24 protein-coding genes are annotated in these 25,111 nt (G+C 41.8%); 12 read left to right on the forward strand and 12 right to left on the reverse strand.

Going from position 1 to position 25,111, the window contains the following annotated elements; genetic code table 11:
- Nucleotides 1-89: 89 nt before the first annotated feature.
- Nucleotides 90-689, forward strand: coding sequence for a Uma2 family endonuclease (locus tag V7K50_RS18465; RefSeq protein ID WP_334962478.1), 600 nt, complete (start codon nt 90-92; stop codon nt 687-689).
- A gap of 15 nt (nt 690-704) precedes the next feature.
- Here the strand turns inward: V7K50_RS18465 and V7K50_RS18470 are convergent, their stop codons facing one another.
- The 3 genes from V7K50_RS18470 to V7K50_RS18480 all read right to left on the reverse strand — a co-directional run bounded on the left by V7K50_RS18470 (nt 705) and on the right by V7K50_RS18480 (nt 3,692).
- Nucleotides 705-2,303 carry an Hsp70 family protein gene (locus tag V7K50_RS18470; protein WP_334962480.1) on the reverse strand — a complete coding sequence of 533 codons (1,599 nt, stop codon included), beginning with the start codon at nt 2,301-2,303 and terminating at the stop codon, nt 705-707.
- A gap of 41 nt (nt 2,304-2,344) precedes the next feature.
- Nucleotides 2,345-2,563, reverse strand: a complete 219-nt coding sequence (locus V7K50_RS18475; protein ID WP_334962482.1) for a hypothetical protein — start codon at nt 2,561-2,563, stop codon at nt 2,345-2,347.
- 85 nt (nt 2,564-2,648) lie between these two features.
- On the reverse strand, nt 2,649-3,692 hold the full coding sequence (locus V7K50_RS18480; protein WP_334962484.1) for a RelA/SpoT domain-containing protein: 1,044 nt from the start codon (nt 3,690-3,692) through the stop codon (nt 2,649-2,651).
- Between the two features lie 91 nt (nt 3,693-3,783).
- Here V7K50_RS18480 and V7K50_RS18485 point away from each other — a divergent pair, with 91 nt between their 5' ends.
- A complete protein-coding gene (locus V7K50_RS18485; protein WP_334962486.1) occupies nt 3,784-4,116 on the forward strand; it encodes a WYL domain-containing protein in 333 nt (110 codons plus the stop codon).
- Between the two features lie 114 nt (nt 4,117-4,230).
- Here the strand turns inward: V7K50_RS18485 and V7K50_RS18490 are convergent, their stop codons facing one another.
- Entirely contained in the window at nt 4,231-4,470 is a 240-nt protein-coding gene (locus V7K50_RS18490) for a hypothetical protein (RefSeq protein ID WP_334962488.1), read from the reverse strand.
- A 413-nt stretch (nt 4,471-4,883) separates the two neighbouring features.
- A complete protein-coding gene (gene sppA / locus V7K50_RS18495) occupies nt 4,884-6,719 on the reverse strand; it encodes a signal peptide peptidase SppA (RefSeq protein WP_334962490.1) in 1,836 nt (611 codons plus the stop codon).
- A 340-nt stretch (nt 6,720-7,059) separates the two neighbouring features.
- Here sppA and V7K50_RS18500 point away from each other — a divergent pair, with 340 nt between their 5' ends.
- The 6 genes from V7K50_RS18500 (at nt 7,060) to minE (ending at nt 12,086) form a co-directional block, all read left to right on the forward strand.
- A complete protein-coding gene (locus V7K50_RS18500; protein WP_334962492.1) occupies nt 7,060-7,227 on the forward strand; it encodes a hypothetical protein in 168 nt (55 codons plus the stop codon).
- 40 nt (nt 7,228-7,267) lie between these two features.
- Nucleotides 7,268-7,930 (forward strand): hypothetical protein, encoded by a 663-nt coding sequence (locus tag V7K50_RS18505; RefSeq protein ID WP_334962494.1) that lies wholly within the window; start codon nt 7,268-7,270, stop codon nt 7,928-7,930.
- 282 nt (nt 7,931-8,212) lie between these two features.
- A complete protein-coding gene (locus tag V7K50_RS18510) occupies nt 8,213-9,538 on the forward strand; it encodes a four-carbon acid sugar kinase family protein (protein WP_334962495.1) in 1,326 nt (441 codons plus the stop codon).
- Between the two features lie 191 nt (nt 9,539-9,729).
- The gene (minC, locus tag V7K50_RS18515; protein ID WP_334962496.1) at nt 9,730-10,776 is read left to right on the forward strand and encodes a septum site-determining protein MinC; all 1,047 of its coding nucleotides are present in this window, start codon (nt 9,730-9,732) and stop codon (nt 10,774-10,776) included.
- A 171-nt stretch (nt 10,777-10,947) separates the two neighbouring features.
- The gene (minD, locus tag V7K50_RS18520) at nt 10,948-11,754 is read left to right on the forward strand and encodes a septum site-determining protein MinD (RefSeq protein WP_334802419.1); all 807 of its coding nucleotides are present in this window, start codon (nt 10,948-10,950) and stop codon (nt 11,752-11,754) included.
- A gap of 35 nt (nt 11,755-11,789) precedes the next feature.
- Nucleotides 11,790-12,086: a cell division topological specificity factor MinE gene (gene minE / locus V7K50_RS18525; protein ID WP_334802418.1), complete on the forward strand. Its 297-nt coding sequence runs from the start codon at nt 11,790-11,792 to the stop codon at nt 12,084-12,086.
- 195 nt (nt 12,087-12,281) lie between these two features.
- Here minE and V7K50_RS18530 read toward each other — a convergent pair whose 3' ends face one another.
- The 4 genes from V7K50_RS18530 to V7K50_RS18545 form a co-directional block, all read right to left on the reverse strand.
- Nucleotides 12,282-13,502, reverse strand: coding sequence for a glutathione S-transferase family protein (locus V7K50_RS18530; protein WP_334962497.1), 1,221 nt, complete (start codon nt 13,500-13,502; stop codon nt 12,282-12,284).
- Between the two features lie 553 nt (nt 13,503-14,055).
- The gene (locus V7K50_RS18535) at nt 14,056-14,304 is read right to left on the reverse strand and encodes a hypothetical protein (RefSeq protein ID WP_334962499.1); all 249 of its coding nucleotides are present in this window, start codon (nt 14,302-14,304) and stop codon (nt 14,056-14,058) included.
- Nucleotides 14,305-14,382: 78 nt separating this feature from the next.
- The gene (locus tag V7K50_RS18540) at nt 14,383-14,748 is read right to left on the reverse strand and encodes a hypothetical protein (protein WP_334962501.1); all 366 of its coding nucleotides are present in this window, start codon (nt 14,746-14,748) and stop codon (nt 14,383-14,385) included.
- Nucleotides 14,749-15,261: 513 nt separating this feature from the next.
- A complete protein-coding gene (locus V7K50_RS18545; protein ID WP_334962503.1) occupies nt 15,262-16,581 on the reverse strand; it encodes a hypothetical protein in 1,320 nt (439 codons plus the stop codon).
- Nucleotides 16,582-17,289: 708 nt separating this feature from the next.
- Here V7K50_RS18545 and V7K50_RS18550 point away from each other — a divergent pair.
- On the forward strand, nt 17,290-17,598 hold the full coding sequence (locus tag V7K50_RS18550; RefSeq protein WP_334962505.1) for a hypothetical protein: 309 nt from the start codon (nt 17,290-17,292) through the stop codon (nt 17,596-17,598).
- Here V7K50_RS18550 and V7K50_RS18555 read toward each other — a convergent pair.
- The gene (locus tag V7K50_RS18555; protein ID WP_334962507.1) at nt 17,572-18,306 is read right to left on the reverse strand and encodes a chromophore lyase CpcT/CpeT; all 735 of its coding nucleotides are present in this window, start codon (nt 18,304-18,306) and stop codon (nt 17,572-17,574) included. The genes V7K50_RS18550 and V7K50_RS18555 overlap by 27 nt on opposite strands.
- A gap of 350 nt (nt 18,307-18,656) precedes the next feature.
- Here V7K50_RS18555 and fmt point away from each other — a divergent pair, with 350 nt between their 5' ends.
- Nucleotides 18,657-19,688: a methionyl-tRNA formyltransferase gene (fmt, locus tag V7K50_RS18560; RefSeq protein ID WP_334962509.1), complete on the forward strand. Its 1,032-nt coding sequence runs from the start codon at nt 18,657-18,659 to the stop codon at nt 19,686-19,688.
- Nucleotides 19,689-19,809: 121 nt separating this feature from the next.
- On the opposite strand, the gene V7K50_RS18565 is transcribed toward fmt, so the two are convergent.
- Both V7K50_RS18565 and V7K50_RS18570 read right to left on the reverse strand, forming a co-directional pair.
- Nucleotides 19,810-20,172: a DUF6464 family protein gene (locus tag V7K50_RS18565; RefSeq protein ID WP_334962511.1), complete on the reverse strand. Its 363-nt coding sequence runs from the start codon at nt 20,170-20,172 to the stop codon at nt 19,810-19,812.
- Nucleotides 20,173-20,291: 119 nt separating this feature from the next.
- Nucleotides 20,292-21,803: a hydroxysqualene dehydroxylase gene (locus tag V7K50_RS18570; protein ID WP_334962513.1), complete on the reverse strand. Its 1,512-nt coding sequence runs from the start codon at nt 21,801-21,803 to the stop codon at nt 20,292-20,294.
- Nucleotides 21,804-22,067: 264 nt separating this feature from the next.
- On the opposite strand from V7K50_RS18570, the gene V7K50_RS18575 reads away from it, so the two are divergent.
- On the forward strand, nt 22,068-22,970 hold the full coding sequence (locus tag V7K50_RS18575; RefSeq protein ID WP_334962515.1) for a class I SAM-dependent methyltransferase: 903 nt from the start codon (nt 22,068-22,070) through the stop codon (nt 22,968-22,970).
- 216 nt (nt 22,971-23,186) lie between these two features.
- Nucleotides 23,187-24,995 (forward strand): molybdate ABC transporter permease subunit, encoded by a 1,809-nt coding sequence (gene modB / locus V7K50_RS18580; RefSeq protein ID WP_334962517.1) that lies wholly within the window; start codon nt 23,187-23,189, stop codon nt 24,993-24,995.
- Nucleotides 24,996-25,111 lie beyond the last annotated feature (116 nt).

Consider the following 25,111-nt stretch of genomic DNA (forward strand, 5'->3'; position numbering starts at 1 on the left):
TGATGTATGGACGGGTGCGTTCACGAAGTTAACACCTGTCCATACATACTGCTAGACTAAAAACACGTTTTCGAGGGATTGTAGGAGCTATGAGCGTCATAATAACTCAACCTCTCACATTGGAAGAGTTTCTGAAGCTCCCAGAAACAAAGCCTGCAAGTGAATATATTAACGGAGAGATTATTCAAAAGCCAATGCCGAAAGGGAGACACAGCCGCTTACAAGGTAAACTCTGTGCTGTTGTTAATGAAGTCACGGAGAATCAGAAGATTGCCTATGGGTTTCCCGAATTACGGTGTACTTTTGGGGGGCGTTCAATTATACCTGATGTGGCTGTATTTCAGTGGAAACGTATACCGTTCACCGTTGATGATCAAGTACCTGATAATTTTGAACTTCCGCCAGACTGGACGATTGAGATTCTCTCGCCAGAACAGAAACCCAACAAAGTAATTGGGAACATTCTTCACTGTCTGAAGTATGGCAGCCGCCTGGGATGGTTTCTTGACCCTGATGATCTGAGTATCTTGGTATTTCTACCAGAGCAGCAGCCAGTGCTACTCCAGGAAGAAGATTTTTTGCCTGTATTACCAGAAATTCAACTTACATTAACCGTCAATCAAGTTTTTGGATGGTTAAAAGTAAGGGTCAATAATTTTGGCAAAATTCGCGCAACTTTTTACGACTGATGATGTGTATTATATCTAGCTCAACTGTGCCACAAGTTGATTCTCCAAAAGTGTGTCATTCGTTAACAAGTCTTCAACGGTGATTCGCAAAAAGCGTTGCTCATCAACTTGAAAGAGGATTTTGATGCGATCGCTTCCAGGATATCCGGCTGGTGTCAATTGGGCAATTGTCCTCGCACCTTCTTGATCGTTGAGGGGTTTGACACTGGTTTCATTACCATCCAGACGGCGAGTAATTAAGCGATCGCCATCAAAATAAACTTCGGTATTACCTGTATCTGCTCCCAATTCTCCCATAATTAATTCAATGCTGGGCTGATTTTCCACAGAAGCGCCTAAAACTAATTCCACTGCCTGACTCATTGGGTACGCCTGTCCAGCTTTAATTAAAGAATGCCATTTGTGACGCTGATTGCGGCGATCCCAGTAGCGGATACCATAACTGTGATAGAGAAAGTCTTTAATTTGTATCCCTTGAGCTAACTGTAATGCACCTTGAGCGATCGCTTCAAAGGGACGTTCGCAACGGATTTTTTCTGGCTCAAAATACTGTTTGATCCATGTCTGCACTGCCGGCAATTGCACTGTGCCACCAACTAACAAAACTGCATTAATATCTGCAAGTTCTATGCCTTGGCGTTTTGCTTGCTGTAACAGTGTTGTCATCGACTCGTCTAGTAACTCAAAAAATGCGTGTTCTTTGAGGATATTTTCAAAAGTGTCGCGGTTTAGTTCCAATTCATAACTTTCAAATGTCTCATCGTCAAAATAAACTTCACTAGCTTGGTTTTGAGTTGATAGCTGAATTTTCAGCCGTTCTGCCAATCTTGTTGTCAAAGGACTTACCGCCAACTCTTGAGTTTTGGCAAAGTAATCTACTAACCAGTTATCAATATCAGTACCGCCTAGATTTTGCCCAGCTTTCGCCAGGACACGGGCAGTTTTGACTTTTTGCTTTGAATCTTCAGCCAGAGACTTATTACCCCACTTGAGGATAAATCCTAGTGGCTTTGTGGTTGCTTGCACGCCTTGATCCAACCGGACAAGGGACAAATCCAAAGTACCGCCACCAAAGTCAATCACCAAGAGAATTTCTTGATCTGCCAAGCCATAACCCAAGGCGGCGGCTGTAGGTTCATCCAGCATTCGCACCTGTTCAACGGGAAGTGCTTGACAAACTTTCCCCAACCAGTGACGATAAGCTTCAAAACTGTCTACGGGTACAGTTAGTACTAGAGAATCTAACCCACCTTGTAGGGGTGCGAGTTCTTCAATTACTTTGGTGAGGAACCATTGCCCAACTTGTTCAAAGGTGACAATTTGCCCGTCTAGTTCTGGTAAGAAACCTTGGATATCTGCACCGATACCCCGCTTGAAGCTGCGGAAAAATCGCGTTTCGCCTTTGAGGTCAAGACCGCGATCGCGTACTTGTTGACCTACCAAGACTTTATTTTGGGTTGCGTCTTCAACATAAACCAAGCTGGGAATCAGTGGCGGATTGAGACTTTGTTTAATTGATAAACCTGGTAGATTCAGGGTTTCTGGCTGCTGGGTGACAGGGTTCCAACGAGCAATGACTGTGTTGCTAGTACCAAAATCGATTGCGATCGCCATATTTTATATTTATTCTCTCGCACGAAGATGCCAAAGCTGCTTTATTTGTGATTATTCTCTATAAGCCACCAAGAATGCAAATGCGCCCAGACGCTTGCTTCTTTGCATCCCAATCCAGATATCGATTCAGTCTGTTGCAGCGAAGTGTTAGCTGTAATGGATAGCACAGTTAGACAATGATCCTGGGTTTTGACGTGTCCAGAAGCTGTAATTAACTCATAGTTTTTCAGCCGAACTCGGTCATGCCAGTAATCAAACAATGTATTGCTGTTTGTCCATTATTGTCCGTGCGATCGCTTGTAAATATACTCCGCGATGACAAATACTGATTCTCTGGGGATTCACTTATATTTCTTTTGCTAGAGCCTCGTTAAGTTTGTCTAAAAACTCTTTAGAGTCAGCAAAATAATTTGGATATGCTTTTTTTAATGTCTTTATTGATTTGGCGTTAACTAATACGATATCTACCTCTTTTGTATCTTTGTATTTTTTCTCAAAATTATTATAGTCTTCAGTTGCTTGAAAACGGTATTTTTCTTTGTAAGACCATATTTGAACATCTTGTTTATCAATATTAAGCAGAATCAGAAAATAACCACAAGCATCGTTTTTTCCATTATCAGTAATTAGATGAGTTGAAACTGAAAATGCCTGAAGTTTTTTGAATACTTCTAATTCTACTACTAATATATTTACTTCTTCTTTAATTTCTTTTAACCTTTCGTTGGTTATATTTTCTGGTAAACAATTTTCTAGGAATGCCAAAAGTAAGCTTACTAACTTGAAAAAATGTAACCATTTTTCAGAACCTTCTCCTGACTTTAGAGATTGTTTTAAGAATGTTCCTACAACTTCTACTGCTGTAGCCCATGAGTGCTGTATCTTTGTTCTTACTTGTATTTCAATTGTATACCCATTATATATATTATCTTTTTTACCTTTATATTTATAAATTAAATGTATCCCTCTATATCCTGAAGGTTTAGGATTTTCGATATAATCATTTTGTTTTACCAATTCATTTTTTGTTTTGCTATTCAATAGTAAGTCTCTTAAAGTATGTACTTTTTTTATATCTGATAAAACTACTCTACATCCTCCAATATCCTGCATTGTATGTAATCTCATATTAGGAAGGCGTTTCAGTTTTCCTAGTATTGATGGAATACGCTTTAATCTTTGGGTAATTATTGCATTTTTTTCAACATTTTTTACCTTAGACCTTAATAAACTTGCAATAATATGTAAGGTAAATGTATATGATGACCTCCAATTGCTGACGATATCTAATGATTCTAGATTTTCTTCTTCAGATGAATCCGAATTTATTAAAATATCACCTGCTCTGCTTACTGCTTTCCTGCTAGATTTTGGTTCAACCCAAGTCATATTTTTCTTGTATATTTTATATTCAAGGTAAAGATCCAATATACTTTAATATAACTTCAAAGGTCGGGGGTCAGATATCCAATGGAAAAGCTTGCATATCGCTCATCGACTCTTAGAGGCAGGTTGGGCGTTGAAGTTGGGTTCAAGAGAAGATCAGCAACGCGAGATCCTTGGAGAACTAGAGCTTGTAGAAGTGCGAGTTCTATTTTTTCCTGAAGTTATGGAATTTATCCAGGAGGGAGAGAAGCGACATCCCAAGCAAGACATTGAACTCGGGCCAAAGAGAAAAGATGGCAAACTTGCTTACGTAGATTATATTGTTAAACTTCCTGAGCGATCGCTGGAGGAGTTTTGTCGCTGGGTGTATCGCTTCATGGGCAATGCTCAGTTCATCTCTCCTCAAAATCTAGCTGAACAACACTAGAAATTTGCTCGTGCATTAATAGATCGCTATTCTTCCAAAGCCACATAAATCAGAATGATTAACAGTCCAGAAAACTAATCTAACCCGAAACTCCGGGTTAGTGGTAATTCATGCTCAATCTTCATGCCGTAACTGCCATACTGCACCGAAAGCAGCCCCAGCCCCAGCTAACAATCCGGTACTCATTCCTTCGATAGTTTTTTGGATTGGATCTTGGGTTAGGCACTCACTTGTAACTTTACTGTCTCCCAAGCAGAGATTACTTTCTGCCCAACCAGCAGTACCTCCTAAAATTACACCAGTCACACTACAGCAAATAATTAGCAGCAAAAGGCGTTGTGTTTTTCTAGCCATAGATGGATGTTTTACTCAATTTTGTATTTTAGACTTTAGACTGGGCTTAATATGTGAATGCAATTGGTCTGAATCAAGAATTTTAGATTTTTCCATAGTTGAGCCACTATTTAAGCGGGCTGCCTCAGCAAAATTTTAAATCTAAAATTCTGTCAAAAGTTAGAGATTGTAGTTGACTCTCAACTACTTTACACATCAGGGCTGCAAATGTCAGCTGGTTTATGGCTAGCGAGGCCAATTCATGCGCCTCGCCGTAGTAGTCTGTGAAGTTTAAATTTATGGGTAAGCAAGTTCGTAGTAAGGACTTTAGTCCTTATTTTCTCAGGACTAAAGTCCTTACTACAAACTCTTTATTACTAGTTTGACAAAGTAGTAGTTGTGAATGGGTTGCCCACTGATGCTCAAAAAAGCATCTACTCAATCTTCAAGTTGAAAGGCAAACGGGCGTAGATCCCCTGTGGATCGTTCATCTTTTGCAGAATCCCGATTTCTTGTTGGAGTTTCTGGAATTCAATGGTGAGGGGATTAGATTGTTTGACTTGCGCCGACTCAATTCCTAAAGCAGTCCGCGCCTCTTCTGTTGCACGCCCAAAAAAGCGTTCTCCAAAGCTGCCAGTGCGAGGATATTCTTGCACTTCCCAGTCTTCTCCTAGTTTTGCCTCTTTAGCAGCATAAGCGATCGCAGTATTCAAACCACCAATCTCATCTACCAAACCAATTTCCTTGGCCGCCACACCAGACCAAACTCTTCCTTGGGCAATTTCTGCCACTTTTTGTCCTGGTAAGTTTCGACCTTGAGAAACTTTATTCAGAAACATATTATAGATGCGGTTGACACTGCGTTGATAAAGTTCCAACTCTTGGGGCGATTTCGGACGCGAAACTGTTTGACTATCAGCATAACGTGCAGTTTTCACCGAATCCCAGGTGATGCCGTTGTTATTGGCTAGCTTTTCCCCATTAAATAGCATCCCAAATACCCCTATAGAGCCTGTAATGGTATTTGGTTCGGCAAAAATGCGATTAGAGTCGCTAGCAATCCAATAACCACCAGAGGCGGCGACATCACCCATTGACACCACAACTGGTTTTACCTGACGAGTTAATTTCACTTCTCGCTGCATGACTTCGGCTGCGGTAGCGCTACCACCAGGACTATTAATCCTTAATACAACAGCCTTCACATCTTTATCTTGGCGTAGTTTGTTGAAGATTTTGGCAAAGCGATCGCCTCCAACTTGCCCATCTTCTCCTTTCCCATCGACAATCTCGCCCTCAGCATAAACAACGGCAATTTGATTTTTGGAGTTACGTTCTACACCCAAAGATTTGCCGGAAACTTCCGCGTAGCTATTGAGGCTAATTTGTCGGAATGTTTTGTCTTCTTGATCGCTAGCTGTCAACTTTTTGAGGTCATTAACCACTTCATCGGGGTATTCTACTTGATCAACTAAACCGTTAGTTTTGGCTTCTGTCGCTTCTAGTATGGACTGATTATCTGCGATCGCCTGCAACTGTTCAGGTTGAATTTTCCGACTTGCGCCTACAGCAGTGCGCCACTCTCCCCAAACATCATCCAATAATTTCTGAGTTTGTTCGCGGTTTTCTGGACTCAACTTGGTGAGGATAAACGGTTCAACGGCTCCCTTAAACTTCCCTACCCGCACGACTTGAACACCAATACCGTACTTTTGCAATGCTCCCGCGTAGAACATCGGTTGTGAACTCAAACCGTTGACTTCCATCATTCCCAGAGGATTAATTATAATGGAATCTGCCACTGAACTGACGTAATATTCCTTTTTACTCCAATCACTGCCATAAGCGACAATCTTTTTGCCAGCTGCGCGAAACTCCTCCAGCGCTTTCCGAATTTCTTTCAGGGAGGCATAGCCGACGTTACTAACTTGGCTGGCGCTAGTTGCATCCAGATAGATCCCGACAATTCGCGGATCGCGCCGTGCCTTTTCTAAAGTTTCCACAACTTTGCGGAGTGCCATTCTCTCGTCATCCACACCTGATATTGTGTTTTGAAACACTTCGTCTGAACTAGGTTCGCTATCAGTAATTTTCATTGACAAGTCAAAAACCAGCATGGACTTATCTTTCACCTTTGGCCCAGTATCTTTAGAGGAAGTAGCGGCCAATACCAGCAAGAACAGTCCAGTGGTTCCCAAACCACCGAAAATAATTAGTCCTAATAAGGTGCCAACTAAACTAGCAAAAGTTTGTTTGATAAAATTACGCATTAGTTATTAGTTATTAGTTATGGGGTATTGGGCATGGGGCATGGGGCATTGGGCATTTACAAATGACAAAGGACTAATGACTAATGACCTATTTACTTATTCTATGCGCTCTCAAGTGCCAGAGTGCTTTAACTGATACAAGGTGGTGTTGCCAGTGCAAAATAAGACTGTAGTGATTTAGCGACACTGAACATCTTGCTCTAAACAAATCTGAATGAAGGAGACGAGCAGCGATCGCATTTTGTTGGCAAACCTAACTATTACAGCTATTTTCAGGTAAATAGACCACGGGGTAGGGGCACAGCATGCTGTGCCCCTACGACATCTGTGGTTCAAATACATGAAAACTGCTGTAAGGTGCGATCGTGCGATACCTAGGTTGGTAAACTACGCTGTCAACTTACCATTGACATATTTACTCTTATACCCAATTGGCTCTTTAGAACAAATCTTAGATGAAAACTGGTTTCCTGAATATAACCACAATCATCACGGTAAACCCGATTAAAATAAATACGCAACTGGGGTTTCCATAGGAGTATGCAGCCGTGCAGCCGGACTTAATAGGCTTGGAAATTAGCAAGGGGGAACTGAGACGTTTGACTGGGTTCGATCCAGAAGACGTTTTTCGCCCTTCTGTTCTGCGAGATAGCAAAAAGCGATTAGGGTTTTTGATCAATGAAATGCTGGTGACGCTGGCGCTAACGCCAATAATTGTTGGGTTTATTTATGCGTTTATTATTCTGCCGACAATTGGTTCTTCAATTAAATTCGGAATTCTTTTACTAATTTTAGTGCCAATGCCGATATTAGTGGGGCGATGGCTGTGGCGACAATTAACTTGTCCCGAAGGACTGACAATACTTTTAGATGAAGTTGATAAATATCATGACCTAGTTGCTGCCATCGATATTAATGACCAATTGGCAGCGTCAGGAAACGTAGAAAGCAGCATCCATGACCGAGATAAAGTCACCGCCGCCCTGCAACTAATCAGAGAAGATTTAGTCCGCGCTTTGAAAACGGAACGAATTTTGCGGGATAATAAAAAGCTGCTTGCTAATAACCAAGAGTTATTTGTCAATAATTTAGCCAGTTTGCAAGCTTTACAAGTTAGTAGTCAAGCAGGCGAATATGGTCAACTGCTAAATCAATCATTGCAAATTGCGATCGATGTGCAAACAGAAATCAGAAAATTGCAGAAAGGCTAAGTAGATGACTGACAAATAAAAAAATATCCAATTAACTCTTGTGGGGTGGGCGTCTCGCCCGCCCTATGGAGTGGGCGTCTCGCCCGCCCCACAATATTGGATAATTTATTTCTTGGAGTTCCCTAGATGTTTGTAAAGCTTGGGCGACTAGAAGTCGCAGCTACAAGAGACTTTACCTGCCTCCGCAGGTTAGAAAACCCTTGATTTATTAGTCCACGGAGGTGGACTAAGCTTTGTGTAGTCGCAACTTCTAGTCGCCCAATACTTTCCCAGAAAACTTAAATGACCAACAAACCCAAAATAATTGTCTTGGATGATGACCCTACAGGTTCTCAAACAGTTCATAGCTGCTTGCTGCTAATGCACTGGGATGTGGAGACTTTACGTATCGGGTTGCAGGATGATTCGCCGATTTTCTTTGTGCTGACGAATACTAGATCCCTAACCCCAGAGTCAGCTGCATCTGTCACCAAAGAAGTTTGCCAAAACCTGAAAATTGCTTTGAATGCTGAAGGAATTGACGATTTTCTCATTGTCAGCCGTTCTGATTCTACCTTGCGGGGACATTACCCCATTGAAACAGATGCGATCGCTCAAGAACTCGGCCCTTTTGATGCTCATTTTCTCGTACCAGCTTTTTTTGAGGGTGGACGCATCACCCGCGATAGCGTGCATTACTTGATTATTGGTGGTGTAACTACTCCAGTCCATGAAACCGAATTTGCCCGTGATTCCGTCTTCAGCTACCATCACAGTTACTTACCCAAGTATGTCGAAGAAAAGACTCAAGGAGGAATTAGTGGCGAAACTGTAGAAAGGTTTCTCCTAGCCGATATTCGCGCTGGTAGCTTGTCACGCTTACTAAAACTGAGTGGTAATCAATGCGCTGTTGTCGATGCTGAAACTCAAGACGATCTCAACCGCTTTGCAGTAGATATCTTAGCAGCAGCAAGTCAAGGTAAACGCTTTTTATTTCGCAGTGCAGCCAGTATTTTAACCGCTTTAGCCGCTTTACCTCCCCAACCCATTGCCGCCGAAAACATGGCGCAGTACGTGCGACAAGGCAAACCAGGTGCGGTGATTGTTGGTTCCCATGTGAAAAAGACTACTCAGCAATTAGAGGCGCTATTGCAACTAGAGGGAACTGTGGGGATTGAAGTGAATGTAGCGCGATTACTTGATGATGGGGCAAATCAATCTGTGGCATTGCTAACTGAAATCAAAGAAAGTACACGGGCGGTACACGAAGCTGGCAAAACACCAGTAGTTTATACTAGCCGTCAAGAACTGAATTTTAAAGATGTCAAGACACGATTGGAGTTTGGAGAAAAAGTTTCAGGTCTATTGATGGATATTGTGCGCGGTTTACCATCTGATATAGGATTCTTAATCAGCAAGGGTGGTATTACTTCCAACGATGTCTTGAGTAATGGACTAGCTTTAACTTCAGCCCGTTTACTCGGTCAAGTTTTAGCTGGTTGTTCAATGGTGTTAACGTCATCCGATCATCCCCAGTTTCCTGATTTGCCTGTGGTGCTGTTTCCAGGTAATGTCGGCGATGCTGATGCCTTGGGGACAGTTTATCAGAGGTTGACCGTGCCAATTTGAGATTTGAGACTTCGGCTACGCTCAGTCGAACGATTTGAGATTAAAGAATCTTTTGCTTGATGTCGAACAAACGTCCCGCTATGCGCTTTCACCCCTTGTGGGTGACACAAATCCAAAATCCAAGTTGCGCTGTCAGCGCACCAAAGGTGCGACCCAAAATTTAAAATCTGTTGTCTTTTGGCTAGTACTTCATGACTTCTGATTCTGCGATTCCCAATCTCAAGTCAAATTCTGCACTTCCTAATGCAGAATCAAACTCTATCTTTTCTGAGGTAGAGGTAAATCCTGATGTTTCTGATGTAGAGTCAGATTCTATCCCCCCGGATGCTGAGTTAAATTCTGTCCTCCTTTATTTAAAATCAAATACTGTCCTTGGGGATATAGAGTCAAATCCTGCTAAACCAGATGTAGAGTCAAATACTGATACGGCATCAGATTTTATCCTTACAGATTTAAATCCCAATGAGTTAGCATTACCAGGGCACCGCGTAAATGATAATACTCAAGTCCAGTTAAAAAGTAAGGAGGGACGACTGTTATTAATTTTGCCCCCGGAATCTCAACTATCTGCCTCAGAACTCACTTGGTCTGATATTTGGCAACAAATCAGGCAACGTCTAAATGCAGGCGATCGCTTTCGTGTATCTAATACACCTGTACATCTAATGGCACAAGACCGCCTAGTAGATTCTAGACAACTCCAAGAACTCGCCGAGGCTTTAACTGAAGTCCAACTGCGACTCATATCTGTCTCAACCAGTCGGCGACAAACTGCGATCGCCGCCGTGACATCTGGGTACTCTGTAGAACAATTACAGCCCGTAACTTCCCTGAGTTCCGAGCCAACGGCTACAGCCATCCCCCAGGCAGATGCCCTTTATCTGGAAATGACAGTCCGCTCTGGAGTCGAAATTCGTCATCCTGGGACAGTAATTCTCTTGGGAGATATAAATCCAGGTGGTATTGTAATTGCAGATGGAGATATTATCATCTGGGGTCGCCTACGTGGAATTGCTCATGCTGGGGCTGGAGGCAACCGTGAGTGTCTAATTATGGCCTTGCAAATGGAACCAACCCAATTACGGATTGCGGATGCTGTAGCGAGGGCACCAGAAAAACCGCCAATGCAGTTTTCTCCAGAGGTGGCACATATTACACCCCAAGGAATTCGCATCGCTAGGGCTACTGATTTTTCCCGAAATCAATTCACCAAGAACAATCAAAAGCCATTTACTTAAAATATTTACTTAAAGAATGAAGTATATAAGTAAGATGAAATAAAACAAATATTCATGCTTCACCTCATCAAGGAGAACAGATATTTCTTCATACTTGATACGATACTTCATACTTTATACTGCAATTTACTGTTTTATATTTCCTGAACCCTCATTGACTGCATTTCTATCATGACTCGCATTATTGTGATTACCTCCGGCAAAGGAGGAGTGGGTAAAACCACAGTTTCAGCAAATTTGGGCATGGCTTTAGCCAAAATGGGGCGTCAAGTTGCCTTAGTTGATGCAGATTTTGGTCTGAGAAATTTGGATTTGCTGCTAGGGCTGGAAAACCGCATCGTTTATACTGCGGTGGAAGTCTTAGCCAGAGAGTGCCGCCTAGAACAAGCTTTGGTGAAAGATAAGCGCCAACCCAATCTCGTACTTCTGCCGGCAGCCCAAAATCGCTCGAAAGATGCAGTCACACCCGAACAGATGAAGTTATTGGTGAATGCACTAGCCCAAAAGTATCAGTACGTGATTATTGATAGCCCCGCCGGGATTGAAAATGGGTTTAAAAATGCGATCGGGCCGGCAAAAGAAGCGCTAATTGTCAGCACGCCAGAAATTTCCTCAGTTCGTGATGCCGATCGGGTAGTGGGGTTACTAGAAGCACAAGGCATCAAGCGTGTTCATTTAATAATTAACCGCATTAGACCCGCAATGGTGAAAGCAAATGATATGATGTCAGTGCAAGATGTTCAGGAACTTCTCGCCATTCCCCTCATCGGGGTAATCCCTGACGACGAGCGTGTTATTGTATCTACCAATCGCGGCGAACCCTTAGTGTTAGCGGAAAATCCCTCTTTAGCTGCCACAGCCTTTGAGAACATTGCTCGTAGATTAGAAGGGGAAAGTGTGGAATTTCTGGAGATCGACTCGTCCCAAGACAGCATCTTCGCCCGTATACGAAGGTTGTTCAGGACAAAGATTGTTTAACTTATTTTCCAGTCTCCGCCCCAGACCTATTCGTAATGATTGAACTTCTAGAAAAACTTTTTTCTCGCGGCCCTGATAGCAGTCGAACTCAAGTTAAACGTCGCCTGCAATTGGTGATTGCTCACGATCGCGCTGATTTAGATCCTCAAACGTTGGAAAAAATGCGAAAAGAAATCCTGGATGTAGTCTGTCGCTATGTCGAAATTGAGACAGAGGGCTTGGAGTTTTCTTTAGAAAGCAACCAACGAACCACAGCTTTAATTGCTAATTTGCCCATCCGCCGGATCAAAGGTGTCATACCTGAATGGGAAAAGGGTGATAAGTCTGTATAGTTTTAATCCTCTACGAGATGCTGCGCCTAGGTTGCTTAAAGGGACTTAAACATTTTTGAGGGAGAAACCAAGCCTCAAAAATGTTTAAGTCCCATTAAGATTAGGGGTAAATGGACTCGCTAACGTAATTTGTAGCTTGAACCTTCTTAATTACGAATTACGAATTATTCGCTCACTCTAGAAACAGCCAAATCATTAATAAATAGATGCCAACACCTGATCTGCTGCCGCCCGGAATGCTGTTGCGGCACCAGCACTCATATCTCGTGGCGCACAAATGCGATTTCTCACATAGGCAAGGGTAATGGCTCCAACAGCAGCTAAGGTTGGATCAATATTTTCTTTTCCACCAACCCTACCCCAAGGTAATGGGACGTTATTTTCATTAATGAGATAGTCTGCTAGTAGTCTGAGATGAAAATCAACTGCTTCTTGAATCGCCGAGATATCGCCATTTCCGGCTAAAGCTTGCACCCCAGAATTTTTTAGAATATCTCCGATCGCAACTTCACGATTATCGCTCAGTCTCTCAGCTGCTTCTGCTCTATATTGGATTTTCTCACTATCTGCTGCATCAAGAGGTAAGAGATTGCCGATAGGTTGTGCGCCCCATCTGCGACGCAAAAGTAAATTGTTGGTAATATTATCTGACTTCACCCGATGATAAGCAGGACGCTGATTAAGTGCCTCAAACCAAGCATTGATGCGAGGAAAGCGGGGATTTCCTTTGAGATGATATCCTCGATACACAGGTAAATTAGCCGCCAATCTATCCAGATGAGGGCTATACATAGTGTCTACTAGACTAAATGTACTGACAAAGTATGCTCCGGGATATTTAGCCAAAGTTTGCTCAAGTTCATCTAATTTCGCCTCAAATGCGGCTTGTAAGTTTGCTAACTCCTGAGCATCTGCGGTTGCTTCTCTGAGGAATTTGTAGGCAATATCTTTAAAACCGTTAGTTTCAGCCTCTTCAAGGAACTGTCTAGCGATCGCGTTTTCCTCGGAATTTTCAGGCAATAATGCTGGATGTGGAAACTTTTCTTCTAAAGCCAAGAGAATATCTTTGGATTCATATACTAATTTCCCGTCAATTTTTGCCGCCGGGACAAGGGTTGTGGGAACTAGGTCGGTGTACCATTTGGGTTTATTACTCAGATCGATAAACTCGGTTGCAAAGGGAATTTCCTTTTCTTCTAGTGCAAACCAAACTCGTTCGCAGAAAGGACACCAGGAATTAGTATCTCGATAAAGGAGGACTGGCAGTTGTGTATCTTGAGGAAGTTTCAGTAAACTGCTGGGGATTGGTGCAGTAGAAGGAGATTGCCCTGGCCTCTTCACTCTCCGAGCCGGAGTATTTTTTCTAGCAGTCTCTAACAAGTCTTCCCAACTGGATACTGTATTTTGAATAGACATTTTTGCCTCGCTTTACTAGTAATGCCAGAAAACAGAAATAATTGTGCAATCACAACTACGGCTAATCTATCGATAATTAGTAGTTTAATTGCACGCAGGCTACCATAGAAGTTCATAGAAAATCAAGTCTTGTTGTTGAACCTAATTATTGAAGATTTACTTGGATACAGTCTTTTTAGGACTTACGCAAACAATAGCCGAAAAGAGTGATTTTCTAGTATGGGCAATTCATGAATTGCCCCTCTGACTTTTCACAGCATCTGTAAAGCCTCTCTCCTTGGTTTGGAGAGAGGCTTTGAATTCTCCCCCAAAGCTACAAGGGTTGGGGGCTGGGGGTTAGGTTTAGCGTTTGTTTTTCCAGATAGCGTGAAGAGTCAGAACATATATCAGGATGTTGGGTTGCGCTCCGCTCCACTTATGTAGGAAGCATAAGTCCTAAGATGATAATTTTTAACAAGAATTGAAATACTATCCACAATTCCCCAACTGAACTTGGGCAAATACCCCACATTACATCAATTTTTATTGATGCATGATGCCGCGATCGAGCCATTTAAAATTGTGTATAATTGTATAGAGCTTCAAAAGAACTGGGGAAGGCGCCAGTATTCTTAATGGTTAGATAATAAGTGAATGCACTACCACTGTTCTCTACTTCCAGTGATACTATCTCAACCTTACCATTAAGACTTGTAGGACGCACAGACCAATCCATAAACCAATTTAAGGGCCAACCAAAAGTAAACCAACTGTTAGTTTCACCAGGGTTAAGCGTTCCTGTGAATTGAGTAGCTACTGCCATAATAAATCTTCCTTATTTTACCGCCTGAGTTGAATTTAACAATGTCATCTGACAAGCCTAAACTTGCTCAAGATTCTGTCACAGATGATACCGTCTCACTAAAGTATTGGATGAGGTATCTACAATATAATCTCTAGATATGTCTACTAGAGAAACATTAGGTAATGCTTTTAATGTCAATTTCAAGATTAATTCGTTAGGCTTTAGTACACATCCTACTTTTCCATTAACTTGACCATCAGGAGTATGCACCTGTGTAATAGAGACAATTGTGCCATTCTGCTGATAAACAAGGATCACCTTATCATCTTTTAGCTCAGGGTTAGTATTTTGTGCCTGAGCTATATTATTGGTCGTAATTGAAAGGGCATTTACAGCCGCAGTTCCAACTACAAGACCACCACCTACTGTTAAAATATGACGCCGAGATATACTATCAGCCATAGCTTGACTACCTCCATTCTTGATAATCGTCTAGTATCCGTTTACAATCGCTACTATCCCTTAATGAGGAACCAAGGATTGCAGCAATTTGCTAGGATCAAGTGAATAACTGCGAAGCTTCTATATTTTAGAAGTCCAATCTTATACATATGTTGGAATAAGTGAATTAGCCATCTAAAATGTGAATCCAACCTATTATCTTTTGCGTTTATTTCTTAGACAATACAAGGTTTTTTTTTACTTTCAAAAAATTAAATAAAACTTTATATTAATAGTGGAACTAGGTTTTATTTAAAGGGGTTTTGGCTTAAGTTGACACTAGTACCGCAAGGCGGAAGTCAAAAGGTTCATATATCAAGACCTGTGCCTGTTTGAAATGGTATGTTTATTTACGCCGTGCTGTACTAGTGGTAAAATCCCCACCCCACAAGAATCATCCCTATTTTATGCAACGCCAAAAAAATCCCGTTGTTCCCAGTGACGACAACGGGAGTATGTAGGATTTTTTATAATCTATCGGTAGGCTACTTGTGGACCTGCCCAAATTTCTGTAACTTTTTTACCAAAAGTAATCGGCTGATCCTCATCTGTTGTGGTTATAGTCTTACCATCATTAGCAACTTGCATTAATGGCCAGTTTTCGTCGCCCAATTCACCTGTACGGAACAGCACATGATCCGGTTGGCTTTTACTCCAGCCTAATAATACGGCAGTTTTTTCATGCTCTTCGTCATTAGCCGGAGCAACCGTGTTAGCGTGATTGTTTTGCCGATCCCAAATTACTGCACTATCTGTAGAATCACCTGTGTTAAATATACCTTGAAACTTGCGTGCTAAGAAGCGATCGCCTTTTTCTGACCAGCTAACTGGAACTAATACCCCAATTTTACCGTCCGTATCAGTTTCTTCTGACGACGTTGCCTTTACAGCCTTTACCTTTAATAAAGGATCGCTAACAGGAGTAGTCGAAGCCATCACCCACAACTTCTTCGTTTGCATATCTTGGACAAACAGAACGCTGGTGACACGGCTGTTGTACATTTGGGGTCTTACCTCTAATTGCACTCGGCTATAAACAGCATATTTCCCATCTGGAGAAATCACGGGTACGCTCCGGTAGTGACGCACTCCTGAACCACCGTTAGAAGCAATTGCTTCTTGAGTAGCTGTAATCCATTTCCAAGGAATCGGATGAGGACTACCTATGGGATCTATTTGTTCTGCTTGGGACTCATCAACTGGTTCAGCAGTAGGTATTTCCCTCGTTGTGGTTGGTTGTGATTCTCTCAAATTTGGTGCTACTTGAGTTGCTGTCAATGATTTAGTAAAAGACTTTTCTCCAGAGAGAGAATTTTCTTCTCCTTTCAAAGATTTGACATTAGCAGCTTTGAGTTTTTGTACTAAATTAAGTTGACTAATAGGAACATCTGTTAATGGTGCAAGTTCAACTGCTGCCAAAGAATCAGGAACAGTTAAATTGCTGCTTGAGACAGAACTATCTATTTGAGCCGAAGACTCAATTTTATCTGCTGGTAATACTTGCGGTTCCTGAACAGCAGTACTGTGTGTTGGCGCAGAGTCAAATTTTCCTGTTGACGAGTTAATTTGATCTGCTTTTAATGTTTCAGCTATCTCAGGTTCCGCAACTACAGCTATTTCCTTTGATACAGAGTCAGACTCTCCAGTTATCGAAGTTAGTTTAGCTACTTCGGATCTTGCTGGGTTTGATTGACCCGATGCCCCAAGCAAGGGTGCAATCAGTATCACAACGACAACGTAATTGAGAAATGGTTGCGCGCGGAACCATCCTGACAGCAAAAGGGGTTTAAGCATTTGTAGACTCTCTAGAGGGGCGGTTGCTATGTGAGAAGCAATACATCAGCAGCAATGGGGCAGGCAGTAATTATATGTATAACAACAAACTAAAAGCTTTGACGAAATAATTTCGTCAAAGTTTGCAGAGTTTTACAAAAATTAAGTATCATTAGCTACGGTTTTTCTTCCTCATGTACTGGATGTTTTTTTGCACAAATATGCCAGTATAGTAAATATGCTGATAACTCAGTAATTACTACACGATATCTAATGTTGCTGTTGATATACCCAACCGCACCAAAAACAAGTATTGGTTAAGGGAGATTCCGGGTATAGTTAAGGCAATGACGCTAGCAATCAGAAGTGAGATAACTCGGTTATTGGGGATCGTACTAGCGATCGCTAGTACAAAGCAAAGAAGCCAGTTAACACACTAATATAACAGCGCCAACCCTCATAATGGTAAAAGTGAGGCGTTAAGTTAAAAGCTGGGAAAGCGGACGGATAATACATCATACTCAGAAAATATTGCTGTCAGCAACCCAAAGTCAAAAATTGCGATCTGAACTACAAAAACAGCTAGAAGACGCAACAATTTTCTAAAAACCCAACTCTATTCAAAGCCAATTTTGGGAAAATGATCGGGAACACAACAAAATTTACTCGGTAGATGCTCTAGTGGCTCGTGACGAGACACCACTAAACGATTAGGTTCACAAAAGGGAGATGCAGCTGATACTAGCTGTTACAGTTGTCAACTTAACTATTAATATTAAATTAATCAAGCAGCCTTTGGCTTCACCAATACGAAAATATTGTACCACCAAACAGCCGATATTAAACCAAGTTGCGGGTTATAAAAGTCTGGCTGCTTCACACCTACCGAGTGGTGCGATCGCTCATGAAAAATTGGGCATTGGTAACTTCTTCCCCATGTCCCATGCCCAAAAACTCCACGCCACTTGCGGGATAGAGTTTTTTATTGCTTTGTCGCATAAATTGCTAACTTTAAACAGAGGTTTTATTCTTTTTTGATTTCTGTTTTAGGTTATCTGAAATTGCATTTTTTGTACTCCAAATTCCCAAAGCCAGCAACCCGAATGTGACAGAGGGTTCTGGAACAGAGTCAACTCGACGGAATTCGATGGGTGTGGCGATCAGCAAATTACCTTTAGCATCAAAAATCTTGTCTAGGGAGTCAATGGTACTCTGCTCAATCGTTACGTTGGAAACCACTTTGAAGCCATCACTTGTTATACAGCCATTGGGAGCGTTATTTGCAATGTAGCTGTTCGGCTCCCAAAATAATTGCAGATTACAAGTGTTCTTTTGAACATTGTTAATGCTAATAGTTCGCGTAGACTGAGAATGATTGCATAACCCGCGTACAGTATTTTCATTCAAAAAGCTGCTAATACTTAAATTCACAGCCGAATTTGCTTCACTAAAAGAATAAAGGCGTAGGCGTTCAAAACCTGGGCTATCTTGTTCCAGATAAACGTTTTGTGTGTCAGCCAAAGGATTAGTATCATCCAGTTGCACACTACAATTTGACATAGTAATTAATGGTACAGAAGGGCTATTAGTAACCTGTTGGGCATTATCAAAAAAACCAGTGAACCACTGTGCTACTTCCTTTACCTGTGTCTTAACTGGTGGCGCAATGGTGTCAGCACGGCTTTGTTGAACAAATGAAAATGTTGTTACCAATACCGTTAAAATTGATACTTTGAGTAAATGCATATAGGTTCTGACTCCAACAAGACCAGATTACAGCACATTTGATCTGAATGAGGTACACAAGGGCGGGCAGGATGCCCACCCCACAAGATTTATCAGATTAAGATGTGTACTTCATTTATTTGCAAAGTGCTGTATAGACAGATGACAAATAATTTACACTATCAAGCCCCATCTCCCGCCAAGAAATTTATTTATTGGCTATTGTCAGTGAGTGGGTAGGTATCGCTCTTCATGCCTCCAGAATACAGGAGCCTGCTAAATCCTAGCTTGGTGAATTTGCAACTTAAATGTTTGTTGTCAGTTATGATGGGCGCATTTACCATTAACTAATGACTAACAACTAATTATTAATGAAAATTGTATTCTTTGGTACACCCCAGTTTGCTGTGCCCACCTTGGAAAAGTTATTGAATCATTCAGAATTTGAGGTGTTGGCAGTTGTCACTCAACCAGATAAACGCCGGGAACGGGGAAATAAACTTACGCCCTCACCAGTAAAAGCGATCGCAACTGCTCACAATTTACCAGTATGGCAACCCGAACGGGTGAAAAAAGATACTGAAACTTTAACCCAACTCAAACAATTAGATGCAGATGTGTTTGTTGTTGTCGCTTATGGGCAGATTTTATCGTCAAAAATATTGAAGATGCCAAAGTTGGCTTGCATTAATGTGCATGGCTCGATTTTACCCAAATATCGCGGTGCAGCCCCAATTCAGTGGTGTTTGTACAACGGAGAGAGTGAAACGGGGATCACGACCATGTTAATGGATGTGGGGATGGATACTGGCGCAATGTTACAAATAGCCACTACACCCATTGGATTACTGGATAATTCCCAAGATTTAGCCGACAGACTAGCGGCGATTGGTGGAGATTTGTTGGTAGAAACTCTGTTGAAGTTGGAACGTCAAGAAATTCAACCAATTCCCCAAGATAATTTAGCAGCTACTTATGCACCTCTGATTCAAAAACCAGATTATGGTTTGGATTGGTCAAAAAGCGCGATGCAATTACATAATCAAATCAGAGGCTTTTACCCTAACTGCACGGCTACCTTTCGTGAAAACTTGTTTAAAATCACTGCTTCTGCTCCCCTTGGTTCTGTAAGCGATGTCTGGCGACAAGCCGCTCCGCGTCTACGCGATCTACCACCAGAATTACAAGAATTAGCTCATAAGTTGCCTGATTTGTCAAATATATCAGACAGACCGGGAGTTGTAGTGAACATTGTTAAAGGAATTGGGGCGATCGTTCAAACTGGGGAAGGTTTGTTGCTGTTGCGAGAGGTTCAGCTAGCTGGTAAACGTCCCCAGTCGGGATGGGATTTTGTTAATGGTACTCGCTTAACTGTGGGAGAAGTTTTTGGTGCGGGAAGTTAGTTCAATTTTAGATTTTGGATTTTGGATTTTGGATTAAAGGAAAAATTCAAAATTAAATTACTTTCAATTTTAGATTTTGGATTGAAGGAAAAATCTAAAATCTAAAATCTAAAATCCAAAATTAAACGGCTTCTGACTTTTCATAAAAACGGCAAGATTCGCAGGGGCCATCTGGGTTGACTGCACAGCGAATGAGTTCTGAATGAGCATTGTAGCAGCAGGTAGCATCACCGATTACCCAACGTCCCCCTACCAAACTTTTCTCAGATGGTCGTTTAGCAGACTGCACGTAAATGGCAATATTATGCAAGCGGTAGCGCCCGCCGTAAAGTTGATATCTATGTCGGCGCTCTAAAACCGCATAAGTTTTACCTTCAAAATCGAGATAATTTCCGGGTTGGGGTGTCCAATCAAGTTGCACTTTGCCGAGTGACTCACGCGGATGTGTCAGAATCACCTCGGTTGGTAAAGAGTCTGGCTCCATAAGCTTATGTGATTTGATTTACATTACATTATAAGGATAGTATTGCGATCGCTTTCTTTAGCTTACCGAATTTAGATTACAATTAATGATTGACTCGATTTGCGATAAATATACGCAAATTAGGGTAGCCAAAAGTCAGGTAGGATAGATTGGCCCAAGTCACGCCAAGTTTGGTTGAGCGATCGCGCCACTTGGATATGCACTTCATCCTCTTCTACGGCTAAAATCTCAGATGGCTGACCTTCTCCCAAATAAGACACCACCAAATTCGCCGCCTCCAAACCAGTAACATAAGCCTTTTCCTGCGACCAGGAACCATGACGGTTCACAATCCAATCTCCACTCATAAACACATTTTCAAAACTTGTCTTAGCGGGCAACATATAACGATAGCTACCAGGTGCAAAGTGAGTCACCGCCTGAGGCAGCCGAATTACACTGCTATCAATTATCTTTGCTTCTCGAAACGCTGGTACACAAGTTGCTAAATAACCCTGAACGATTGCTAAAATTTCCTCATCACTCAAGCTGAGGAGCTGATTGGCGTGATAGAAATCAGCTTCAATCACCGTTCCCGGCTCATCTCGATATTCATCATGTAGAGCATTCAAATCAAAAAACGTCCAACCTGTACTTGTATCGAATCCAAAACAAGCATTAGAAGGACGAGGAATATCAATTTTGCGGTCAAACCATAGCCGCGTTGCTAAAACATCAATTGCTCCTAAATTGCTCAAATTACGAAATTCTTCACGGCTTTGCAAAATAGGACTAGTTGAGACAATTTTCTTCATCCCCGTAACTCCAACCGCAAAAATCACGGCATCTGCTTCAATTACTTCATCACCGCAAACCACACCCTTGGCTCGATGATTACTATCAACAATTAAATCTGTAACCCGACGCTTGGGTAACACTCGCACACCAGCTTTTTCAATACGTTCCACCCAAGGACGAAATATCTTTTCGCCGACAGTTCCCCGACACCAAACTACATCAAAATCCGGTTGATGAGCCAGAATAAAAAAGTAAAGCATCCCTAAAGTGGCGGCGGCTGAACATTGTTCACCAGGGGCAAATAAACCCACTAATAACATCGGTTCAAAAGCCTCACGGTAAAGCCGTGCAGAAACGTTAAAATCTTTGAACAATTCACGGGCGCTGACAAAATCATAGCGCCGCCAAGCTGCATCAGAATTGTTAAAATCAACAACAGCATAAAGTAGAGGGAGGGCGCTAAGACGGTCAATTAGTGGTAGCCGCTTAAACTGAGTGTAGAGAAAAGTTCCCAGTGGCGAGGGGAGTCGCGGTAAGTCTTGAAAAATTGGTGATTCAACTTCCAAACCTGCTGGCGAATATTGCGAAGAACGAGTCCAAGTAGTAAAAGGATTAATTCCTAATTCATTGATTAGGGAAAAAATATTTCTGTAAGGATACCAAAAGCCATGAATTCCAGCTTCTACAGATTTTCCGGCGGCTGTTTGCCAACCTGCCACCAATCCACCGGGATAGGGGCCTGCTTCTAGAAGGGTAACGTCATAACCTTGTTTTGCCAAATGGTAGGTTGCTCCTAAACCAGCCCAACCAGCACCTACAACTACTACCCGTTTTTGTTGTGACTCTTCTACCATCACAGCCTCCAATTGTTGCAGTCCATCAACTAATGTATACGAACTTGGGTTCTAATCAGGCGACGGGTTGTTATTATAGCGGTTTTCCTTTGGATGCAATAGGCGCTTTGGTAGCAAATCTGTCGCATCCCATCGAATTTAAAACAGCTATAGACTTTAAAAAAAAGCTTCCCGTAAGCAGTTCAGTAAAAATCACTTGCGGTTAATGCTGAGTTAAGAGTATAACAGAAAACAGACTTAAACTATTCATGAGGAATAATCATAATGTCTCAATTAGCAAATGTAAAATTCAGTTTAAATGACTTTGAATTACGAGATGGGATTTATTTTCCTAGCGACTATGAACAATTGAATAATACTCAACATAAAAAAACATGGGATGCAATTGGTAAAACCTATTATGGTTCCCAAAAAATCGAAAAAATTACAGATGCATCGCCCATTAAACAAGATTACACTCTGCTAACTGGAACGCCTGGAGGTACTTGGAACAAATTTCCGTTGAATAAATCTGTCGGTTCTATTCTGGAAATTGGTTCTGGTTATGGTCGCGCACCTTTGCATCTTTCTAAAGCAAAAAATCTGAGATGCGATAAATATTATGGCATTGATATTTCTGAGCCTTTATTACGGCGGTTAATCAAGGTTAAACAAGAATATAATTTTTTCCCAGAAGCTGAATTTAACTTGATTTGCACTTCTGCTGAAATATTGCCTTTAGAAGATAATTCTATAGATTTAGTAATTTCTAACTGTGTCTTTATGCATATCCCTGATGCACAATTAAGAAATTTGTTGGCTGATATATCTCGTGTGCTAAAACCTGGTGGGATTTTTGTTTTTAATCATTCCTTTCACAACAAGTCTTGTCCTTCTCATATTATCCATAATTTTATCAGAAGGCTGAACCCATTTGTGAGAAATCCAGTTTATCTCAAGCAATATTCAGCTGCTGAAATAGAAGAAATGTTAGCGACTGCTGGGATGAAAGCGAAGTGTCCCCAATACATTGTCGAGCCAACAGAAGAATATGCAATTTTGCCGGAAACCATTAAAGGAATCCCAGTACCGTTTGCTAATGCTATCAACAGAAGTCTCAAGCCATCAGGTAATTTAAAAGAAACTTTGGCTTATGGTTTTAGTGCCTACAGCAGTCAACTGGACTAATTACTGTCACTAGCCAAAATATATAGCAATCCTATTTGATTTGAGAGAATTGCAAGCCCCAGATCCCCGACTTCGTAAAAGTTGTTGGGGATCTTGTTTCTTATGAATGATTCAGGATTGCGATATTTGTTAGGTAATTTACCAACTTTTACTAAATTTTTCAGATTAAAGTTGGTAAATTAGGGATTAGTTGAGCTAATTCTTCCCCAGACAACTATGCCATTGGATTTCTCGCCTCTTTGGATATCACTCAAAACTTCATTCCTTGCCACATTTATCACCTTCTTCTTCGGTATTGCTGCTGCCTACTGGATGCTGGGATATCGTGGCAAAGGTAAATCGTTGATTGAGGGTATCTTTATTGCGCCTCTAATTTTACCGCCTACGGTTGTTGGGTTCTTGTTGCTGCTATTTTTTGGGAAAAATGGCCCTGTAGGGAAACTCATGGGGGCTTTTGACTTTACCATCGTTTTTACTTGGTATGGTGCAGCGATCGCAGCCACAGTAGTTTCTTTCCCTTTAATGTATAAAACTGCACTGGGAGCCTTTGAACAAATAGATAGCAACTTGCTGCGAGTAGCCAGAACCCTTGGTGCAACTGAAGCCACAATCTTTTGCCGCATCAGTTTACCCCTAGCACTACCCGGCATTGTCGCCGCCACAATGCTGGCTTTTGCCCGTGCTTTAGGAGAATTTGGGGCGACGCTGATGCTAGCTGGTAATATTCCCGGACAAACTCAGACAATCCCAATGGCGATTTATTTTGCTGTGGAAGCGGGAGCAATGAACGAAGCTTGGTTTTGGGCGATCGCTATTATGGTGATTTCTCTATCTGGAATTATTGCAGTCAACTTTTGGCAAGAATTGAGGGAAAAGAGGAGGGGAGCAGGCGAAGCAGGGGGCAGGGAGCGGGGAGCAGGGGGAGAAATTCTTTATACTCCGCAATCTCGCTTTGAATCTGGGGGATTGTTAGTCAACATTGAAAAAATACTTCCTAGCTTTGATTTAAAAGTTGCTTTCAGTACTGATGAGCAACCCTTGGGCTTATTGGGGGGTTCGGGGGCGGGTAAGAGCATGATTTTACGCTGTCTTGCGGGGATAGAAACGCCCACAAGAGGGCGCATAGTTTTAAATGGCAGAGTTCTGTTTGACTCGGAACAAGGAATTAATTTACCCAGCCGCGATCGCCGCATCGGTTTTTTAGTGCAGAATTACGCCCTGTTTCCGCACATGAGTGTGGCGCAAAATATTGCTTTCGGTTTACCCAAAAAACTATCTGCTGGGAGTATTAGAGTACAGGTAGAGGAGCAATTAATAGCAATGCAGTTGCAGGGATTAGGCGATCGCTATCCGCACCAACTTTCAGGGGGACAACAACAACGGGTAGCCTTAGCAAGAGCATTGGCAAGTCAACCAGAAGCATTACTTTTAGATGAACCGTTTTCGGCACTTGACACCCATCTGCGTAGTCAATTAGAGCAGCAAATGACAGAAACTCTTGGTGACTACCAAGGTGTGACTCTATTTGTTACCCATAATATGGAAGAAGCTTATCGAATTTGCCCGAATCTATTGGTTTTGGAGCATGGTAGAGCGGTTCATTATGGTAGCAAATATGATATTTTCGAGCATCCTGCTACTGTGAGTGTCGCCCAACTTACCGGATGTAAAAACTTCTCCCGTGCTGTTCTTCAGTCATCGCAACAGGTAGAAGCGATTGATTGGGGTTGTACTCTGAAAGTAATTGAACCAGTTAAGACCGAATTATCCCACGTCGGCATTCGTGCCCATCAGTTCATATTTCCCAACGACTCATCACAGGAAAATACCTTTCCCTGCTGGGTAGTAGGAACAAGTGAAACACCCCATCGAATGACATTGTTTCTGAAATTACATTCGGCTGGCAAGAATTCTCAAGATTACCATTTGCAAGCTGAAGTCTTCAAAGAAAAATGGGCGACGATGAAAGATCAAGCTTTTCCTTGGTATGTGCGTTTAGATCCTCTGCGCTTGATTTTGATGTAATGAACGCAGAGATGTACGGGATATAGGGAAGTTTCAAAAATTGCTCTAATATACATCTCCGAAAAAGAATTGTTTTGACGTAGCACTGCTACGTCTCTACAAGGGTTATGGGTAAC

This window comes from Nostoc sp. (assembly GCF_036917135.1).
Taxonomy (GTDB): domain Bacteria; phylum Cyanobacteriota; class Cyanobacteriia; order Cyanobacteriales; family Nostocaceae; genus Nostoc.

What these genes read in the sequence shown, in the direction of transcription:
- V7K50_RS18465 (WP_334962478.1), top strand. Translation starts at nt 90, where the DNA reads ATGAGCGTCATAATAACTCAACCTCTCACATTGGAAGAGTTTCTGAAG.
- V7K50_RS18470 (WP_334962480.1), bottom strand. Translation starts at nt 2,303, where the DNA reads ATGGCGATCGCAATCGATTTTGGTACTAGCAACACAGTCATTGCTCGT.
- V7K50_RS18480 (WP_334962484.1), bottom strand. Translation starts at nt 3,692, where the DNA reads ATGACTTGGGTTGAACCAAAATCTAGCAGGAAAGCAGTAAGCAGAGCA.
- V7K50_RS18490 (WP_334962488.1), bottom strand. Translation starts at nt 4,470, where the DNA reads ATGGCTAGAAAAACACAACGCCTTTTGCTGCTAATTATTTGCTGTAGT.
- sppA (WP_334962490.1), bottom strand. Translation starts at nt 6,719, where the DNA reads ATGCGTAATTTTATCAAACAAACTTTTGCTAGTTTAGTTGGCACCTTA.
- V7K50_RS18500 (WP_334962492.1), top strand. Translation starts at nt 7,060, where the DNA reads ATGAAAACTGCTGTAAGGTGCGATCGTGCGATACCTAGGTTGGTAAAC.
- V7K50_RS18510 (WP_334962495.1), top strand. Translation starts at nt 8,213, where the DNA reads ATGACCAACAAACCCAAAATAATTGTCTTGGATGATGACCCTACAGGT.
- minC (WP_334962496.1), top strand. Translation starts at nt 9,730, where the DNA reads ATGACTTCTGATTCTGCGATTCCCAATCTCAAGTCAAATTCTGCACTT.
- minD (WP_334802419.1), top strand. Translation starts at nt 10,948, where the DNA reads ATGACTCGCATTATTGTGATTACCTCCGGCAAAGGAGGAGTGGGTAAA.
- minE (WP_334802418.1), top strand. Translation starts at nt 11,790, where the DNA reads ATGATTGAACTTCTAGAAAAACTTTTTTCTCGCGGCCCTGATAGCAGT.
- V7K50_RS18530 (WP_334962497.1), bottom strand. Translation starts at nt 13,502, where the DNA reads ATGTCTATTCAAAATACAGTATCCAGTTGGGAAGACTTGTTAGAGACT.
- V7K50_RS18535 (WP_334962499.1), bottom strand. Translation starts at nt 14,304, where the DNA reads ATGGCAGTAGCTACTCAATTCACAGGAACGCTTAACCCTGGTGAAACT.
- V7K50_RS18540 (WP_334962501.1), bottom strand. Translation starts at nt 14,748, where the DNA reads ATGGCTGATAGTATATCTCGGCGTCATATTTTAACAGTAGGTGGTGGT.
- V7K50_RS18545 (WP_334962503.1), bottom strand. Translation starts at nt 16,581, where the DNA reads ATGCTTAAACCCCTTTTGCTGTCAGGATGGTTCCGCGCGCAACCATTT.
- V7K50_RS18550 (WP_334962505.1), top strand. Translation starts at nt 17,290, where the DNA reads ATGCAGCTGATACTAGCTGTTACAGTTGTCAACTTAACTATTAATATT.
- V7K50_RS18555 (WP_334962507.1), bottom strand. Translation starts at nt 18,306, where the DNA reads ATGCATTTACTCAAAGTATCAATTTTAACGGTATTGGTAACAACATTT.
- fmt (WP_334962509.1), top strand. Translation starts at nt 18,657, where the DNA reads ATGAAAATTGTATTCTTTGGTACACCCCAGTTTGCTGTGCCCACCTTG.
- V7K50_RS18565 (WP_334962511.1), bottom strand. Translation starts at nt 20,172, where the DNA reads ATGGAGCCAGACTCTTTACCAACCGAGGTGATTCTGACACATCCGCGT.
- V7K50_RS18570 (WP_334962513.1), bottom strand. Translation starts at nt 21,803, where the DNA reads ATGGTAGAAGAGTCACAACAAAAACGGGTAGTAGTTGTAGGTGCTGGT.
- V7K50_RS18575 (WP_334962515.1), top strand. Translation starts at nt 22,068, where the DNA reads ATGTCTCAATTAGCAAATGTAAAATTCAGTTTAAATGACTTTGAATTA.
- modB (WP_334962517.1), top strand. Translation starts at nt 23,187, where the DNA reads ATGCCATTGGATTTCTCGCCTCTTTGGATATCACTCAAAACTTCATTC.